Below are 14,297 nucleotides of genomic sequence, written 5' to 3'. Positions count from 1 at the left end.
ACGGGTCCGGCGCTAGAATAGCCAGAATCATTGACGACAAAGGGACAAGGTTATCATGCGTACACTCAATCGCCTGTTACTGCTCGGTCTGTTGGCAACCATGCCTGTCGTCACCCTGGCGGCGGACGACGCCCCCTCGGCCGATCCCGAGGTGACCATTCGCACGGAAGGCGACAAAACCATCCAGGAATACCGGCAGAACGGGTTCCTGTATGCGATCAAGATCACGCCGAAACACGGCAAGCCTTATTTCCTGGTACGCGCCGATGGCTCTGATGGCAATTTCATTCGATCCGACCAGCCGGACATGCTGATTCCGTCCTGGAAGATCTTCGAGTGGTAATCTGACGCGCACCGTTCACATCAACCTGGCACTTCCCGGCGGAAGTGCCCGTATGGGCAACTTTTCATCATGTCAGTCTTCACCCCCGTGACCCGGCCTGAGCTGGAAACCTTTCTGGCACCGTACGCGCTGGGCCGTCTGCTCGACTTCCAGGGCATTGCCGCCGGCACCGAGAACAGCAATTTCTTCGTCAGCCTCGAACAGGGGGAGTTCGTCCTGACGCTGATCGAGCGCGGGCCCAGCGAGGACATGCCGTTCTTCATCGAGCTGCTCGATACCCTGCACGCCGCCGACATGCCAGTGCCCTATGCGATACGGGACCGCGACGGCAACGGCCTGCGTGAACTGTGTGGCAAGCCAGCGCTGTTGCAGCCACGGCTGTCGGGCAAGCACATCAAGGCGCCGAACGCCCAGCACTGCGCCCAGGTCGGCGAATTGCTGGCGCACATTCACCTGGCCACCCGCGAGCACATCATCGAGCGGCGTACCGACCGTGGCCTGGACTGGATGCTGGCTTCCGGTGCCGAGCTGCTGCCGCGCCTGACCACCGAGCAAGCCGCGCTGCTGCAACCGGCGCTGGATGAAATCCGCGCGCACAAGGCGCAGATCCTGGCCCTGCCACGGGCCAATCTGCACGCCGACCTGTTCCGCGACAACGTGATGTTCGAAGGCACCCACCTGACCGGTGTAATCGACTTCTACAATGCGTGTTCCGGGCCGATGCTGTATGACATCGCCATCACCGTGAACGACTGGTGCCTGGATGAGCACGGCGCTGTGGATGTACCGCGTGCCCAGGCGCTGCTGGCCGCTTACGCGGCGTTGCGGCCATTTACCGCTGCCGAGGCCGAGCTGTGGCCGGAAATGTTGCGGGTAGGGTGCGTCCGCTTCTGGCTATCGCGCCTGATCGCCGCAGAGTCGTTTGCCGGAATGGACGTGATGATCCACGACCCGAGCGAGTTCGAAGTGCGCCTGGCGCAGCGCCGGCAGGTGGCCTTGCACCTGCCGTTCGCCCTCTAGACCGCGTCTGCTTCTTCGCGGGCATGCCCGCGAAGAAGCCGGAACAGGCTTACAGCTGTTCCAGGCACCCGGCCAGGTCGCCACCCAGCTTTTCCAGCAAACGCTCATAACCCTTGCCATCCACCGGCTCGCTACCGCCCAGGGCGTCCAGCTCGGCCAGGCGCACCGGCAGGCCGGCAGTCAGCGTCTCGGCCAGGCGCGGGCGCAACGGCGGCTCGCTGAATACACAAGTCTTGCCCACTTCCTGCAGGCGTTTGCGCATGGCGGCCACATGCTGCGCGCCGGGCTGCACCTCGGCTGCCACGGTGAACACGCCGGTATGCTTCAGGCCGTACTCGGCTTCGAAATAATCGAACGCTTCGTGGAACACGAAGTACGGCTTGCCGGCAATACCGGCCACCCGCGCCTTGATCCGCCCGTCCAGTGCGTCCAGGCGCTCGTCGAACGCCTTCAGGTTGCTCTGGTAGCGCGCCGCATTGGCCGGGTCGACCTGGGCCAGGTCGGCGGCCATTTTCGCAGCGATTACCCGTGCATTGACCGATGATAGCCACAGGTGCGCGTCCAGGCTGCCTGGACGGTGATCGTGGTCATGGTCGTCATGGTCTTCCTCTTCGTGGGACTGGCTGTCCTCGCCAAAGTGGCGCAGTTTCATGCCTGGCAGCGACTGCACGGCGACCGTCGGCTTGCTGCGATTGCCCAGTACCCGCGGCAGAAAGTTTTCCATGTCCGGGCCGATCCAGTACAGCAGGTCGGCGTCCGCCACCCGCCGTACATCGGACGGGCGCAGCGCATAATGGTGCGGTGATGCGCCCGGTGGCAGCAAGACCTCAGGGCTGCCGACACCATCCTGCACCGCAGCGGCAATCTGCTGCAGGGGTTTGATAGTGGTCAGCACGCGTACGTCGGCCTGGGCGGAAAATGCGATAAAAGCGACAAACAGAGCTAGGAATCGGGACACGGTGAGTACTCGAGTCGTCAGAAACAGGTAACATAATAACGTCTCCATAAAGAACCGTCGCTGCCCATGTCCATCACGCCGCTGGCCAACCGTCCTCACGACCATTCCCACTGCGTACATAGCGCACTGGCTGAAGCCGACGCCTTGTGCACCCGCCAGGGCCTGCGCCTGACCGCGCTGCGCCGCCGGGTACTGGAACTGGTGTGGCAAAGCCACAAGCCGCTGGGTGCCTACGACATCCTCGCCGTGCTCAGCGAGCAGGATGGCCGCCGCGCCGCGCCGCCTACGGTATATCGCGCGCTGGATTTCCTGCTGGAGAACGGCCTGGTACACCGCATCGCCTCGCTCAACGCCTTCATCGGCTGCAGCCACCCAGAGCATGTGCATCAGGGCCAGTTCCTGATCTGCAAGGCCTGCCATGTGGCCATCGAGCTGGAACAGGACAGCATCAGCCAAGCCATCATCAACAGCGCCAAGGGCGTAGGCTTCACGGTCGAGAGCCAGACCGTGGAGGTGGTCGGCCTGTGCAGCAACTGCCGGAGCGCGGCATGAGCGATGCACTGATCCGCCTGGAGCAGGTCGGTGTCACCTTCGGCGGCGAGGCGGTGCTCGACAGCATCGACCTGTCGGTCGCACCCGGCCAGATCGTTACCCTGATCGGCCCCAACGGCGCGGGCAAGACCACCCTGGTGCGCGCCGTGCTCGGCCTGCTCAAGCCACACCACGGCAAGGTATGGCGCAAGCCGAAGCTGCGCATTGGCTACATGCCGCAGAAGATCCAGGTGGATGCCACGCTGCCGCTGTCGGTGCTGCGCTTCCTGCGCCTGGTGCCCGGAGTAGACCGTGCGGCAGCCTTGTCGGCGTTGCAGGAAGTGGGAGCCGAGCAGGTCATCGACAGCCCGATCCAGACCATTTCCGGTGGCGAGATGCAACGCGTGCTGCTGGCCCGTGCCCTGCTGCGCGAACCCCAGCTACTGGTGCTCGACGAACCGGTGCAGGGCGTCGACGTGGTCGGCCAGGCCGAGCTGTACAACCTCATTACCCGCCTGCGCGACCGCCACGGCTGTGGCGTGCTGATGGTTTCCCACGACCTGCACCTGGTCATGAGCGCCACCGACCAGGTGGTGTGCCTGAACCGCCACGTATGCTGCTCGGGCCACCCCGAGCAAGTCAGCGGCGACCCGGCATTCGTCGAGCTGTTCGGCCAGGCCGCCGCACCCAGCCTGGCCATCTATCACCACCATCACGACCACAGCCACGACCTGCACGGCTCGGTGGTCGCACCTGGCACCCATGTTCACGGAGCGCACTGCAAGCATGGCTGATTTTCTTCTCTACGCCCTGCTTGCCGGTTTGTCCCTGGCGCTGGTGGCCGGCCCGCTGGGCTCCTTCGTGGTGTGGCGGCGCATGGCCTATTTTGGCGACACCCTGTCCCACGCCGCCCTGCTCGGTGTAGCCCTCGGCTTTGCCCTGGACGTCAGCCCGGCGCTGGCGGTAACAGTAGGCTGCCTGCTGCTGGCGATCCTGCTGGTCACCTTGCAGCAGCGCCAGCCGCTGGCCTCCGATACCCTGCTCGGCATCCTCGCCCCCAGCACCTTGTCGCTGGGCCTTGTGGTGCTGAGTTTCATGCATGACGTGCGCATCGACCTGATGGCCTACCTGTTCGGCGACCTGCTGGCCATCAGCCCCACCGACCTGGCCTGGATCCTCGGCGGCAGCGTGCTGGTCCTGCTGCTGCTCGCCATGCTGTGGCGGCCGTTGTTGGCCATCACCGTGCACGAAGAGCTGGCCATGGTCGAAGGCCTGCCCGTAGCCGGCCTGCGCATGGCACTGATGCTGCTGATCGCGGTGGTGATTGCCGTGGCCATGAAGATCGTCGGCGTGCTGCTGATTACCTCGTTGCTGATCATCCCCGCCGCTGCGGCACAGCGCCACGCCCGCTCTCCCGAGCAGATGGCCCTGGGCGCCAGCCTGCTGGGCGTGACTGCGGTATGCGGTGGCCTGGCCATGTCGTGGTTCAAGGACACCCCCGCCGGCCCGTCGATCGTGGTGTGCGCGGCGGTGCTATTCTTGCTGAGCCTGGCCCTGCCCAAACGCTGAAAAAACAGGGCGCGTGAAGGCGCGCCCTGCAACCTTTTCGCACGTAAAGGGTCTGTAAGACTTGTTTTCGAGCGTGCGCACCTGGGTGTAGACTTGCTCGCTTTTTGCGCAAATAGAGAGTCGCAGGAATGAAGCCGTTCGCCTCCCGTTATCTGCTTGTTGCCGCGTTTTCCCTGTTCCTGGCTGCCTGTTCCAGCGCGCCGGTCGAACAGGCCGCCGTACCTGCCCAAGCCGATGCCTGGCAGCAGTTGCAACAGAACATCGCCAGCAACGAGCTGGCAACCGCCGAAGACCAGCTGGCCGCCCTGCAGGCCCAGTCGCCGGCTGACGCGCGCCTGGAGCAATACCAGCGCCAGTTGGCCGAGGCCTACCTGCAGCGCAGCCAGGTGTTCCTGCAAAAGGGCGATGTGAACGCGGCGGCCACCGCCCTGGCCCGCGCTCGTGCACTGATGCCGCAGGCCCCGGCAGTGACCGGTGGCGATGCCGTGACCCAGGCCCGCAAAGCCGAGCTGGAAAAAGCCGAGGCAGCGTTGAAAGCCGCCGAAGCCAAGCCCAAGGCGCGCATCATCGACCCGACGGCGCCCAGCACCGTGGTGGCCTTGAAAACCACCGACAGCCGCGCCATGCGCCGCCAGCTGGATGACATTGCCGCCGACGTGGTCAGCTACCAGTGCGACGTGGTGTTCCAGGTGCCGCGCACCGAGGACGGGCCTTGGCTGAAGACCTTGCTGGAAAAGCGCGTGCGCAAGATCGACAGCGGGTTCGAGCTGAAGCAGAAGCATGAGATCCAGCGCGCGCTGCCGGCGCAGGTCGTGCTGGTGCCACGCCAGCGCTGAAAAGCGGGGGCGCTTCGCGCCCCTTTCGCGACACGAGGCCGCTCCTACAGGGCAATGCGATCCTCTGCAGGGGCGGCCTTGTGTCGCCATGGGCTGCACAGTAGCCCCTCAGGCCGGTACCGCCTCCGCAGCCGCCTCACGCTCCCACACCCGATGCCCTTCAACCGCTTTGACAAAGGCATCCACCGCGCTCTGGTCATCCCCCAGCAGCAAGCCCTTGTCTGCCTTGAGGCCCAGGCTGCCGGACAGCTCCCTGGTCAGCACCATGGCCTTCAGATGCTTGTAACCCTCGAGCAGGAAATGCTTGGCCAGCCCGCTGGCCGCCAGCGCATCGGTCGAAGCCTTGCCACTCGGCACGACAATTCCGTCGAACATGATCGATGGCATGCCCTCCATGGAAGCAGCAACCGGCAACTGCGTGCCATCCGCCGCTTTCACCGGCGCTGAAGTCGGCCCCAACAGCAGCGGCCGGGCACTGTGCGCCTCCAGCGCCTTCACCAGCCGGTCGACACTGCCGGCGTCCACGCCATCCGCCACCAGCACTGCGATCTTGCGCCCCTTGATACCGACCACACCCGGGTGATTCAGCTGGCTCAGCGCCGGCGACTGGGCCAACTGGCTGCCCTTCACCTGCACGGTAGCCGCCGTTGGTGCGGGCAGGCCGAGGTTTGCCGCCACCGCCGCCGCCAGCTTGAGGTCGATGTTGGCCAGGATTTCGTTCACTTCCCGCGCCCGGATCGCCTCACGCTCGACCTTGCCCAGTTCGAAGCTGTAAGCCTTGATGATGTGCTGCTGCTCGGTTGGGCTCATGCTCTGGAAGAACAGCCGCGCCTGGGAAAAATGGTCGCCGAACGATTCGCTGCGCTGGCGGATCTTGTATGCATCGATGCGCTCCTGGTAGCTCTCGAAACCGCCATCCTGCGCCGCCGGCGGGGTTTCTTTCGGCCAGCCGCCATCGATGGAGTTCGGCTCGTAGGAGGCGCGCCCTTTGTGTACCACATGCTGATGCAGGGCATCGCGCTGGTTGTTGTGGTTGGGGGCGACCGGGCGGTTGATCGGGATCTGGTGGAAGTTCGGTCCGCCCAGGCGGCTAAGCTGGGTGTCGGTGTAGGAGAACAGCCGGCCCTGCAGCAGCGGGTCGTTGCTGAAGTCGATGCCCGGCACGATATGGCCGGGGCAGAACGCCACCTGTTCCACTTCGGCAAAGAAGTTGTCCGGGTTGCGGTTCAGCACCATCTTGCCCAGCGGCGTAACCGGGACCAGTTCTTCCGGGATGATCTTGGTCGGGTCCAGCAAGTCGAAGTCGAACTTGTGCTCGTCGGCTTCCGGCACGATCTGCACACCCAGCTCCCACTCCGGGTAATCACCCGTCTCGATGGCTTCCCACAGGTCACGGCGCTGGAAGTCGGGGTCTTTCCCGGCCAGCTTCTGTGCTTCGTCCCACAGCAACGAATGCACGCCCTGACGCGGTTTCCAGTGGAACTTGACGAAGCTGGCCACGCCCTGGTCGTTGACCAGGCGGAAGGTGTGCACGCCGAAACCTTCCATCATCCGCAGGCTGCGCGGGATCGCGCGGTCCGACATTGCCCACATCACCATATGGGCCGACTCCGGCACCAGCGAGACAAAATCCCAGAAAGTGTCGTGGGCCGAGGCACCGGTAGGGATCTCGTTGTGCGGCTCCGGCTTCACAGCGTGGACGAAATCCGGGAACTTGATCGCATCCTGGATGAAGAACACCGGCATGTTGTTGCCAACCAGGTCGAAGTTGCCTTCATCGGTATAGAACTTGACTGCAAAACCGCGCACGTCACGCACGGTGTCGGCCGACCCGCGCGGGCCCTGTACCGTGGAAAAGCGCACGAAGACGGGAGTGATCTTTGCCGGATCGCGCAAAAAACCTGCCTTGGTCAGCGCTGCGTGGTCGCCATAGCTCTGGAAATAGCCATGCGCCCCGGTGCCCCGGGCATGCACGATGCGCTCCGGAATACGCTCGTGGTCGAAGTGGGTGATCTTCTCGCGCATGATGAAATCTTCAAGCAGCGAGGGGCCGCGGTCGCCAGCCTTGAGGGTGTTCTGGTTGTCGGCGATGCGCACGCCCTGGTTGGTACGCAGTGCCTGGCCGGTGGCATCGCTGCGTACGTCTTCCAGGCTTTGCAGCTTGGCATTGGTGTTGGCACGGTCAGGCGTATCGGTGCCGGCGAGCTGGCTGTGTCTTGGCGAATCCGTCTTCTTGCTGGGCATCGTGGCTCTCCTCATCCGTCTTCAGGCCGCCCTTCAGGGCATGTTCAAGTAGTGACTGGAGGCCGCTTGGTTGCGTTCAATTGACTTTACCGGTTGTCGCGATATGCCCGAAGGATTGGTGCAATACGAAATAAATGCTAAGAACAGCTATTGGAAAAGGCTAAAATGCGCGACCCCAGCCAACCGCTGACCCCAATTTCCATGCGCCCCACAAGGTTCGCTACGTGATCGAGTTCCAACAGGTACACAAGACCTACCGCGTTGCCGGTAGGGAAATTCCCGCACTGAATCCGACCACCCTGACCATCGAGAATGGCCAGGTGTTCGGCCTGATCGGCCATTCCGGCGCCGGCAAGAGCACCATGCTGCGCCTGATCAACCGCCTGGAAGAACCTTCCGGCGGCAAGATTATCGTCGACGGCGAAGATGTCACCGCGTTCAACGCCAGCCAGTTGCGCGGCTTCCGCCAGCAGGTCGGGATGATTTTCCAGCACTTCAACCTGCTGGCCTCCAAGACCGTCGCCGACAACGTCGGCCTGCCGCTGACCCTGGCCGGCGAACTGTCGCGCAGCGAGATCGACAAGCGTGTCACCGAGCTGCTGGCCCGTGTCGGCCTTTCCGACCACGCCAGGAAGTACCCGGCGCAGTTGTCCGGCGGCCAGAAGCAGCGCGTCGGCATCGCCCGCGCCTTGTCCACCAACCCGAAGATCCTGCTGTGCGACGAGGCCACCAGCGCCCTCGACCCACAGACCACGGCCTCGGTCCTGCAATTGCTGGCCGAGATCAACCGTGAGCTGAAGCTGACCATCGTGCTGATCACCCACGAGATGGACGTGATCCGCCGGGTGTGCGACCGCGTGGCGGTGATGGACGCCGGCCAGATCGTCGAGCAAGGCCCGGTGGCCGAGGTGTTCCTGCACCCGCAGCACCCCACCACCAAACGCTTTGTCCAGGAAGACGAGCAGGTCGACGAAGGCGAGCAGCGCGACGACTTTGCCCACGTGCCAGGACGCATCGTGCGCCTGACCTTCCAGGGCGACGCCACCTATGCACCGCTGCTGGGCACCGTCGCCCGTGAAACCGGTGTGGACTACAGCATCCTCGCCGGGCGCATCGACCGCATCAAGGACGTGCCCTATGGCCAGCTGACTCTCGCCCTGATCGGCGGTGACATGGAAGCGGCGTTCACCCGCTTCAAGGCAGCTGACGTACATATGGAGGTACTGCGTTGATGGACGCCCTGAATTTCTTCGCCAACGTCGACTGGGCCGAAATCTGGCTGGCCACCGTCGATACCATGATCATGCTGTTCGGCTCGCTGTTCTTCACCGTGTTGCTGGGCTTGCCGCTGGGCGTGTTGCTGTTCCTCTGCGGCCCCAAGCAGATGTTCGAACAGAAGGGCGTGTACGCGTTGCTGTCGCTGGTCGTCAACATCCTGCGTTCGCTGCCGTTCATCATTCTGCTGATCGTGATGATCCCGGTCACCGTGCTGATTACCGGCACTTCGCTGGGCGTTGCAGGTGCCATCCCGCCACTGGTCGTCGGGGCCACGCCGTTCTTCGCACGCCTGGTGGAAACCGCCCTGCGTGAAGTGGACCGCGGCATCATCGAAGCCACCCAGTCGATGGGCGCCACTACCCGCCAGATCATCACCAGTGCATTGCTGCCGGAGGCCCGCCCGGGCATCTTCGCGGCCATTACCGTAACCGCCATCACCCTGGTGTCGTACACCGCCATGGCGGGCGTGGTGGGTGCCGGCGGCCTGGGCGACCTGGCCATTCGCTTCGGTTACCAGCGTTTCCAGACCGATGTGATGGTGGTAACCGTGGTTCTGCTGCTGGTACTGGTTCAAGTACTGCAAAGCGTGGGCGACAAACTGGTCGTGCATTTTTCCCGTAAATAACCCCAATGGGGTCGGCCAGGCCGACCCGTTCGGGGGCCGTCGCGGCCCTCACAAGGAGTGCTCAATGAAGAAGCTGCTTGCTGTTGTCGCCGCTGTCGCGGCCTTCTCGGCCCACGCCGAGTCCCTGACCGTCGCCGCCACCCCGGTGCCACACGCCGAAATCCTCAACTTCGTCAAACCTGCGCTGGCGAAGGAGGGCGTGGAGCTGAAGGTCAAGGAATTCACCGACTACATTCAGCCGAACGTGCAAGTGGCGGAAAAGCGCCTGGATGCCAACTTCTTCCAGCACCAGCCTTACCTGGATGAGTTCAACAAGGCCAAGGGCACCCAGCTGGTCAGCGTGACTGGCGTGCACATCGAGCCGCTGGGCGTGTACTCGGCCAAGATCAAGAAGCTGGACCAGCTGTCCTCCGGCGCCACCGTGGTCATCCCCAACGACGCTACCAACGGTGGCCGCGCCCTGCTGCTGCTGGACAAGGCCGGCGTGATCAAGCTCAAGGACAACAAGAACATCCTGTCCACCGTGAAGGATGTTGCCGAGAACCCGAAAGGCCTGAAATTCCGTGAGCTGGAAGCAGCCACCATCCCCCGCGTACTGACCCAGGTCGATGCTGCCCTGATCAACACCAATTATGCGCTGGAAGCCAAGCTGAACCCGGAAAAAGACGCGCTGGTGATCGAAGGCAGCGATTCGCCATATGTCAACATCCTGGTCGCCCGCCCGGACAACAAGGACTCGGAGGCGATGAAGAAGCTGGCCGCGGCGCTGCACTCGCCTGAGGTCAAGCAGTTCATCAACGAGAAGTACAAGGGCGCTGTGGTTCCGGCGTTCTGATCCGAACTATCGCGCTGGATTCTTCGCGGGCACGCCCGCTCCCACAGGTACATCGCTAGCCTCAGGCCTTGTGATATCTCTGTGGGAGCGGGCGTGCCCGCGAAGCTTTTCAGGGGCCCCACTCAGTCCCGCTTCACCAGCCCCGGCAACTGCGCCACCAGCTTCTGGTTGTTGAACGGCGCCCGAATGAACCCGCGCTGGCGCCCGTCCGGCCCCACAACCGCCAGGTTGCCGCTGTGGTCCACGGTGTAGCCTGGCTTGCTGGTATCCGCCGGAATGAACGGAATGCTCAAGGCATTGGCCAGCTTCTGGGTATCCTCGATCGACCCCGCCACCCCGACGAAGTCCTTGTCGAAATAACCCAGGTACTGTTTCAGCTGGGTCGGTGTGTCACGGTTCGGGTCCACGCTCACCAGCACCACCTGCAGCCGATCGACCGCCTCCTTGGGCAGCTCGCTCTTGACCTGGCGCAGTTGTGCCAGGGTGGTCGGGCAGATATCCGGGCAATACGTGTAGCCAAAGAACAATAGCGACCATTTGCCTTTCAGGTCATCCAGGCGCACCGGCTGGCCATCCTGGTTGGTCATGGTGACGTCGGCCACGGCACGGCTCTGCGGCAGCAGGATGATGCCGGCATCGATCAGCTCGGTCGGATTGGGTTGGCCGCGGCCATTGAGCACCTTGTTGACGGTCAGGCCCAGAATCAGCGCGACCAGGGCAACGAGGATGAAGACGGTTTTCTGGGTTCGGGTCATAGGTTCAGCAACAGGTAGTGGTCAACGAGCAACGCGATGAACAGCGCGAACAGGTAGCCGATAGAGTACTTGAAGGTGCCGATCGCCGCGTGCGGCCGGCTGCCACGGTACAACACCCAGGCCCATTGCAGGAAGCGCGCGCCCAGCAGGACGGCACAGGCCAGGTACAGCGGGCCACTCATGTGGATGACATAGGGCAGCAGGGTGATCGCCAGCAGCACCAGGGTGTACAGCAGGATATGCAGCTTGGTGTAGCGCTCGCCGTGGGTCACCGGCAGCATCGGGATGTCGGCCTTGGCGTATTCCGCTTTGCGGTGAATGGCCAGGGCCCAGAAATGCGGTGGTGTCCAGGCAAAGATGATCAGCACCAGCAACAGCGGTTCGGCACTGACATGCCCGCTGACCGCGACCCAGCCAAGCAGCGGCGGGGCGGCCCCGGCCAAGCCGCCGATGACGATGTTCTGAGGCGTGGCACGCTTGAGAAAGCCGGTATAGATCACTGCATAACCCACCAGCGAAGCCAGGGTCAGCCAGGCCGTGAGGGGATTGGTGAACACCAGCAACAAGGCCATCCCCGCCAGCGCCAGGCCCAAGGCAAACAGCAGCGCTGGCAGCGGCTCGACGCGCCCTTGGGCCAGAGGGCGCTTGTGGGTACGCGCCATCAGCGCATCGATACGCCGGTCCACGACGTGATTGACCACCGCCGCCCCGCCCGCGCACAAGCCGATACCGAGGTTGCCGAACACCAGCACCTGCCACGCCACCCCGGCACGGGTGGCGAGCAGCATGCCCACCAGCGAGGTGATCAGCATCAGCACCACCACCTTGGGCTTGGTCAGTTCCAGGTAGTCGCGCCAGCCGGCACGTTGTCCCTGTGCTTTCAGAAGCGTCGCCACAGTGCATTCCTCGGGTGTGGGGCGACGCCCGCGCCGGCCATCGGCGTCAGGCGCCAGCCATGGCTGATATGAATTTGGTCAGCCACCCGGATGCGGTAGTTCAGGAAAACCATGGTCAGCAGCAGCAGCGCCCCGCCAGCGTTGTGCGCCACGGCGACGGCCAGTGGCAGGTGCAACACCACATTCGCCAGGCCCAGGCTCACCTGTAGCGCCAACGCCAGCAACACCAGGCGCGCCAGGCCATTAAGCTGGTTGCGGTGCAGCTTCCAGCTGAGCAGCAACAGCACAAGCGTCACTGCCAGCGCTCCCAGGCGGTGGCTGATGTGGATAGCGGTGCGAGCGTCGCTGTCGAGCTGGCCGCCCAGGTAATTCGGGCCGACCTGCTGGGTCAGGTGAAAACCATTGCTGAAGTCGGCTGCCGGCCACCACTCACCGTGACAGGTGGGCAAGTCGATGCAGGCCACGGCGGCGTAATTGGAGCTAACCCAACCACCCAGGGCGATCTGGCCAATCACTACCAGCAACGCCAGCGCAGCGACCCGACGAAGGCTCAGCGGCAATTTTGGCAAAGGCGCAAATGCCCGGGATAGACGCAGGGACAACAGGAACAGCAAGCTCAGCGTGGTGAAGCCGCCCAACAGGTGGGCAGTTACCACTTGCGGCCAGAGTTGCAGGGTAACGGTCCACATGCCGAAAGCGGCCTGGGCCAGCACCACGCCCAGCAGCAGCAAGGGCAGACGATAAGGCTGGCCATCGCGGGCATGACGGCGCACCGCCTGGAACGCGAGCAGGGCGATTACCAGCGCCAGCGTACCGGCGAAGTAGCGATGCACCATCTCGGCCCACCCCTTGGCAGCTTCCACCGGGTGATCGGGAAAATGCAGCTCGGCATGGGCCAGCTGCGCTTCGCTCTTGGGCACGCTGATAAAGCCATAACAGCCTGGCCAGTCGGGGCAACCGAGGCCGGCGTGGGTCAGGCGGGTATAGGCACCGAGCAGGACGACCAGCAGCGCCAGCAAGGTGGCGAACACAGCAAGGCGGAATCCGGGTCTGGCCATGGCAGGCTCCTAGCCAATGTTGGACAGCTTGAGCAGGTGGCGCAGGTCGTCCAGCACATGCTTGCCGTTGACCTTGGCGTCGTAGCGCAGCACCAGGTTGCCGTGCGGGTCGATGATCCACAGCTGCGGGCCGGCCTCGCCGACCTTCTGCAGGTAGCGTTGCGCATCCAGTGGGTAACGCTGCAACTGCGGGTACTCGCGGCCAAGCAGCGCCTGGTAGTCGGCGCTCAGCGGCTGCGCGCTGGCCAGCGCATGGCTGGCACGGCTGGCGTCACGGCCCAGGCCCACCTGGATCTGCCGGGCCAGGTACACCAGGCGCTGGCAATCGTCGGCACAGGCTGCGGGGGCACTCACCAGCAGCTGCCAGCGCTCGTCCTGGCCCGCCACGCCAAGATCGGCACGGCTCTCACCATTGCCAATCATCTCGCCGTGGTAGCTGCGACCCTCCGGTACCCAGAACTTGAGCTTGTACATGCTGGTGGCGAGGATCATCGGCCCGAGCACCACCAGGAGGATCAGGATCAGCTGCAAACGCCCACGGGCTCTGGGTTTGCTGCGTTCAGGCACGTCCAGTGGAGTGGCGGTGGCCATGGCGTTTCTCCTTGTTGTGGTGCCAGCCGAAGTAGAGGTAGAGCAGCACCAGCGCAGCCGCGAGGGCGAACCACTGCACGGCGTACCCCAGGTGTTTTTCCGGGCCTATGGCGACAACCGGCCAGTCCAGGCGATAGGCTGCCGGGCCGGGTTCCAGGCGCAGTTCGTGGGCGAAGCCTTCGCGGTCGAGTTGCTGCCATAGCTGTGCGGTATCAACGGCGGTCAGCAAGTGCGGCCATTGGCCGCCTGCCGGGTCGGGGTGCAACTGGAACGTGCTGCCGGGCGTGACATACACCGACGCGTCCACTGCCAGCGCCTGGGCTGGCGTATCGAAGTGCACCGGCACGCGGCGATCCGGCCATGGCAACCAGCCGCGGTTGACCAGCAGCCACAGGCCGCTGGCCTGGTCATGGAAGGGTTGCAACAGCTCGACACCGGCCCGGCCATCGCGCAGGCGGTTGTCGAGCAAAAGGCTGTGTTCGCCATCGAAGCGGCCATACAAGTGCACGCGGCGGAAGGCGTTGTCCTGGTTCGCGGTCAGCTGGGCCAGGGCCAGGGGCGCCTCGGCTCGGCGCTCGGCATAAGTGGCCAGCAGCAAGCGCTTTTCCGTGGCGCGGCCGAGCTGCCAGCAGCCCAGCGCGATCAGCCCCGGCAGTAGCGCAAGCACCACCAGGGTGGGTACCCAGCCCGGGCGAAACGGCCTCATCGGTGCCTCGCCAGGTCGCTCGCTATACTTGTCCACATCACCGCATCCCCCC

General features: G+C 64.1%; 16 protein-coding genes. 9 read left to right on the top strand and 7 right to left on the bottom strand.

The annotated features are described in order from the left end of the window. Window positions 1-55: 55 nt before the first annotated feature. Window positions 56-343: a DUF2782 domain-containing protein gene (locus tag HG549_RS00420; RefSeq protein ID WP_170027677.1), complete on the top strand. Its 288-nt coding sequence runs from the start codon at window positions 56-58 to the stop codon at window positions 341-343. Window positions 344-412: 69 nt separating this feature from the next. Beyond that, window positions 413-1,363, top strand: a complete 951-nt coding sequence (locus tag HG549_RS00415; protein ID WP_170027675.1) for a homoserine kinase — start codon at window positions 413-415, stop codon at window positions 1,361-1,363. Window positions 1,364-1,412: 49 nt separating this feature from the next. Here the strand turns inward: HG549_RS00415 and HG549_RS00410 are convergent, their stop codons facing one another. Next, on the bottom strand, window positions 1,413-2,369 hold the full coding sequence (locus tag HG549_RS00410; protein WP_170027673.1) for a zinc ABC transporter substrate-binding protein: 957 nt from the start codon (window positions 2,367-2,369) through the stop codon (window positions 1,413-1,415). 18 nt (window positions 2,370-2,387) lie between these two features. Between HG549_RS00410 and zur the strand changes: the two genes are divergently transcribed. The 4 genes from zur (at window position 2,388) to HG549_RS00390 (ending at window position 5,257) form a co-directional block, all read left to right on the top strand. Next, on the top strand, window positions 2,388-2,873 hold the full coding sequence (zur, locus tag HG549_RS00405) for a zinc uptake transcriptional repressor Zur (protein WP_170027671.1): 486 nt from the start codon (window positions 2,388-2,390) through the stop codon (window positions 2,871-2,873). After that, window positions 2,870-3,646: a zinc ABC transporter ATP-binding protein ZnuC gene (znuC, locus tag HG549_RS00400; RefSeq protein WP_170027669.1), complete on the top strand. Its 777-nt coding sequence runs from the start codon at window positions 2,870-2,872 to the stop codon at window positions 3,644-3,646. The genes zur and znuC overlap by 4 nt, the downstream gene beginning before the upstream one ends. Further along, a complete protein-coding gene (gene znuB / locus HG549_RS00395) occupies window positions 3,639-4,421 on the top strand; it encodes a zinc ABC transporter permease subunit ZnuB (protein ID WP_170027667.1) in 783 nt (260 codons plus the stop codon). The genes znuC and znuB overlap by 8 nt, the downstream gene beginning before the upstream one ends. Before the next feature lie 128 nt (window positions 4,422-4,549). Then, window positions 4,550-5,257, top strand: a complete 708-nt coding sequence (locus tag HG549_RS00390; RefSeq protein WP_170027665.1) for a PA5502 family lipoprotein — start codon at window positions 4,550-4,552, stop codon at window positions 5,255-5,257. Window positions 5,258-5,365: 108 nt separating this feature from the next. Here the strand turns inward: HG549_RS00390 and katE are convergent, their stop codons facing one another. Beyond that, window positions 5,366-7,501 carry a catalase HPII gene (gene katE, locus HG549_RS00385; RefSeq protein WP_170027663.1) on the bottom strand — a complete coding sequence of 712 codons (2,136 nt, stop codon included), beginning with the start codon at window positions 7,499-7,501 and terminating at the stop codon, window positions 5,366-5,368. A 224-nt stretch (window positions 7,502-7,725) separates the two neighbouring features. Between katE and HG549_RS00380 the strand changes: the two genes are divergently transcribed. The 3 genes from HG549_RS00380 (at window position 7,726) to HG549_RS00370 (ending at window position 10,239) form a co-directional block, all read left to right on the top strand. After that, complete coding sequence (locus HG549_RS00380; protein ID WP_170027661.1) at window positions 7,726-8,733, top strand: methionine ABC transporter ATP-binding protein; 1,008 nt, start codon at window positions 7,726-7,728, stop codon at window positions 8,731-8,733. Then, window positions 8,733-9,404 carry a methionine ABC transporter permease gene (locus HG549_RS00375; RefSeq protein ID WP_170027659.1) on the top strand — a complete coding sequence of 224 codons (672 nt, stop codon included), beginning with the start codon at window positions 8,733-8,735 and terminating at the stop codon, window positions 9,402-9,404. Before HG549_RS00380 ends, HG549_RS00375 begins: the two co-directional genes overlap by 1 nt. A gap of 64 nt (window positions 9,405-9,468) precedes the next feature. Further along, window positions 9,469-10,239, top strand: a complete 771-nt coding sequence (locus HG549_RS00370; protein ID WP_170027657.1) for a MetQ/NlpA family ABC transporter substrate-binding protein — start codon at window positions 9,469-9,471, stop codon at window positions 10,237-10,239. A 122-nt stretch (window positions 10,240-10,361) separates the two neighbouring features. Here HG549_RS00370 and HG549_RS00365 read toward each other — a convergent pair whose 3' ends face one another. Genes HG549_RS00365 through HG549_RS00345 form a run of 5 tightly spaced genes read right to left on the bottom strand, consistent with a single transcriptional unit; the run spans window position 10,362 to window position 14,245 of the window. Continuing rightward, window positions 10,362-10,994 carry an SCO family protein gene (locus HG549_RS00365; RefSeq protein ID WP_170027655.1) on the bottom strand — a complete coding sequence of 211 codons (633 nt, stop codon included), beginning with the start codon at window positions 10,992-10,994 and terminating at the stop codon, window positions 10,362-10,364. Further along, window positions 10,991-11,890, bottom strand: a complete 900-nt coding sequence (gene cyoE / locus HG549_RS00360; protein ID WP_170027653.1) for a heme o synthase — start codon at window positions 11,888-11,890, stop codon at window positions 10,991-10,993. Before cyoE ends, HG549_RS00365 begins: the two co-directional genes overlap by 4 nt. Beyond that, window positions 11,875-12,948, bottom strand: coding sequence for a heme A synthase (locus HG549_RS00355; protein WP_170027651.1), 1,074 nt, complete (start codon window positions 12,946-12,948; stop codon window positions 11,875-11,877). Before HG549_RS00355 ends, cyoE begins: the two co-directional genes overlap by 16 nt. A 9-nt stretch (window positions 12,949-12,957) precedes the next feature. Next, complete coding sequence (locus HG549_RS00350; protein ID WP_170027648.1) at window positions 12,958-13,539, bottom strand: hypothetical protein; 582 nt, start codon at window positions 13,537-13,539, stop codon at window positions 12,958-12,960. Further along, window positions 13,508-14,245: an SURF1 family protein gene (locus HG549_RS00345; RefSeq protein WP_170027646.1), complete on the bottom strand. Its 738-nt coding sequence runs from the start codon at window positions 14,243-14,245 to the stop codon at window positions 13,508-13,510. The genes HG549_RS00350 and HG549_RS00345 overlap by 32 nt, the downstream gene beginning before the upstream one ends. Window positions 14,246-14,297 lie beyond the last annotated feature (52 nt).

Source organism: Pseudomonas sp. SK (assembly GCF_012975065.1).
Taxonomy (GTDB): domain Bacteria; phylum Pseudomonadota; class Gammaproteobacteria; order Pseudomonadales; family Pseudomonadaceae; genus Aquipseudomonas; species Aquipseudomonas anuradhapurensis.
Note: the sequence above shows the minus strand (reverse complement) of the source record. Positions and strands in the feature narration are given on the sequence as shown.

Bases quoted from the DNA above. Each gene is read 5' to 3' on its own strand.
- HG549_RS00345 (WP_170027646.1), bottom strand. From the start codon at position 14,245: ATGAGGCCGTTTCGCCCGGGCTGGGTACCCACCCTGGTGGTGCTTGCG.
- katE (WP_170027663.1), bottom strand. From the start codon at position 7,501: ATGCCCAGCAAGAAGACGGATTCGCCAAGACACAGCCAGCTCGCCGGC.
- HG549_RS00350 (WP_170027648.1), bottom strand. From the start codon at position 13,539: ATGGCCACCGCCACTCCACTGGACGTGCCTGAACGCAGCAAACCCAGA.
- HG549_RS00415 (WP_170027675.1), top strand. From the start codon at position 413: ATGTCAGTCTTCACCCCCGTGACCCGGCCTGAGCTGGAAACCTTTCTG.
- znuB (WP_170027667.1), top strand. From the start codon at position 3,639: ATGGCTGATTTTCTTCTCTACGCCCTGCTTGCCGGTTTGTCCCTGGCG.
- HG549_RS00375 (WP_170027659.1), top strand. From the start codon at position 8,733: ATGGACGCCCTGAATTTCTTCGCCAACGTCGACTGGGCCGAAATCTGG.
- zur (WP_170027671.1), top strand. From the start codon at position 2,388: ATGTCCATCACGCCGCTGGCCAACCGTCCTCACGACCATTCCCACTGC.
- HG549_RS00420 (WP_170027677.1), top strand. From the start codon at position 56: ATGCGTACACTCAATCGCCTGTTACTGCTCGGTCTGTTGGCAACCATG.
- HG549_RS00355 (WP_170027651.1), bottom strand. From the start codon at position 12,948: ATGGCCAGACCCGGATTCCGCCTTGCTGTGTTCGCCACCTTGCTGGCG.
- HG549_RS00370 (WP_170027657.1), top strand. From the start codon at position 9,469: ATGAAGAAGCTGCTTGCTGTTGTCGCCGCTGTCGCGGCCTTCTCGGCC.
- HG549_RS00410 (WP_170027673.1), bottom strand. From the start codon at position 2,369: ATGGAGACGTTATTATGTTACCTGTTTCTGACGACTCGAGTACTCACC.
- znuC (WP_170027669.1), top strand. From the start codon at position 2,870: ATGAGCGATGCACTGATCCGCCTGGAGCAGGTCGGTGTCACCTTCGGC.
- HG549_RS00365 (WP_170027655.1), bottom strand. From the start codon at position 10,994: ATGACCCGAACCCAGAAAACCGTCTTCATCCTCGTTGCCCTGGTCGCG.
- HG549_RS00390 (WP_170027665.1), top strand. From the start codon at position 4,550: ATGAAGCCGTTCGCCTCCCGTTATCTGCTTGTTGCCGCGTTTTCCCTG.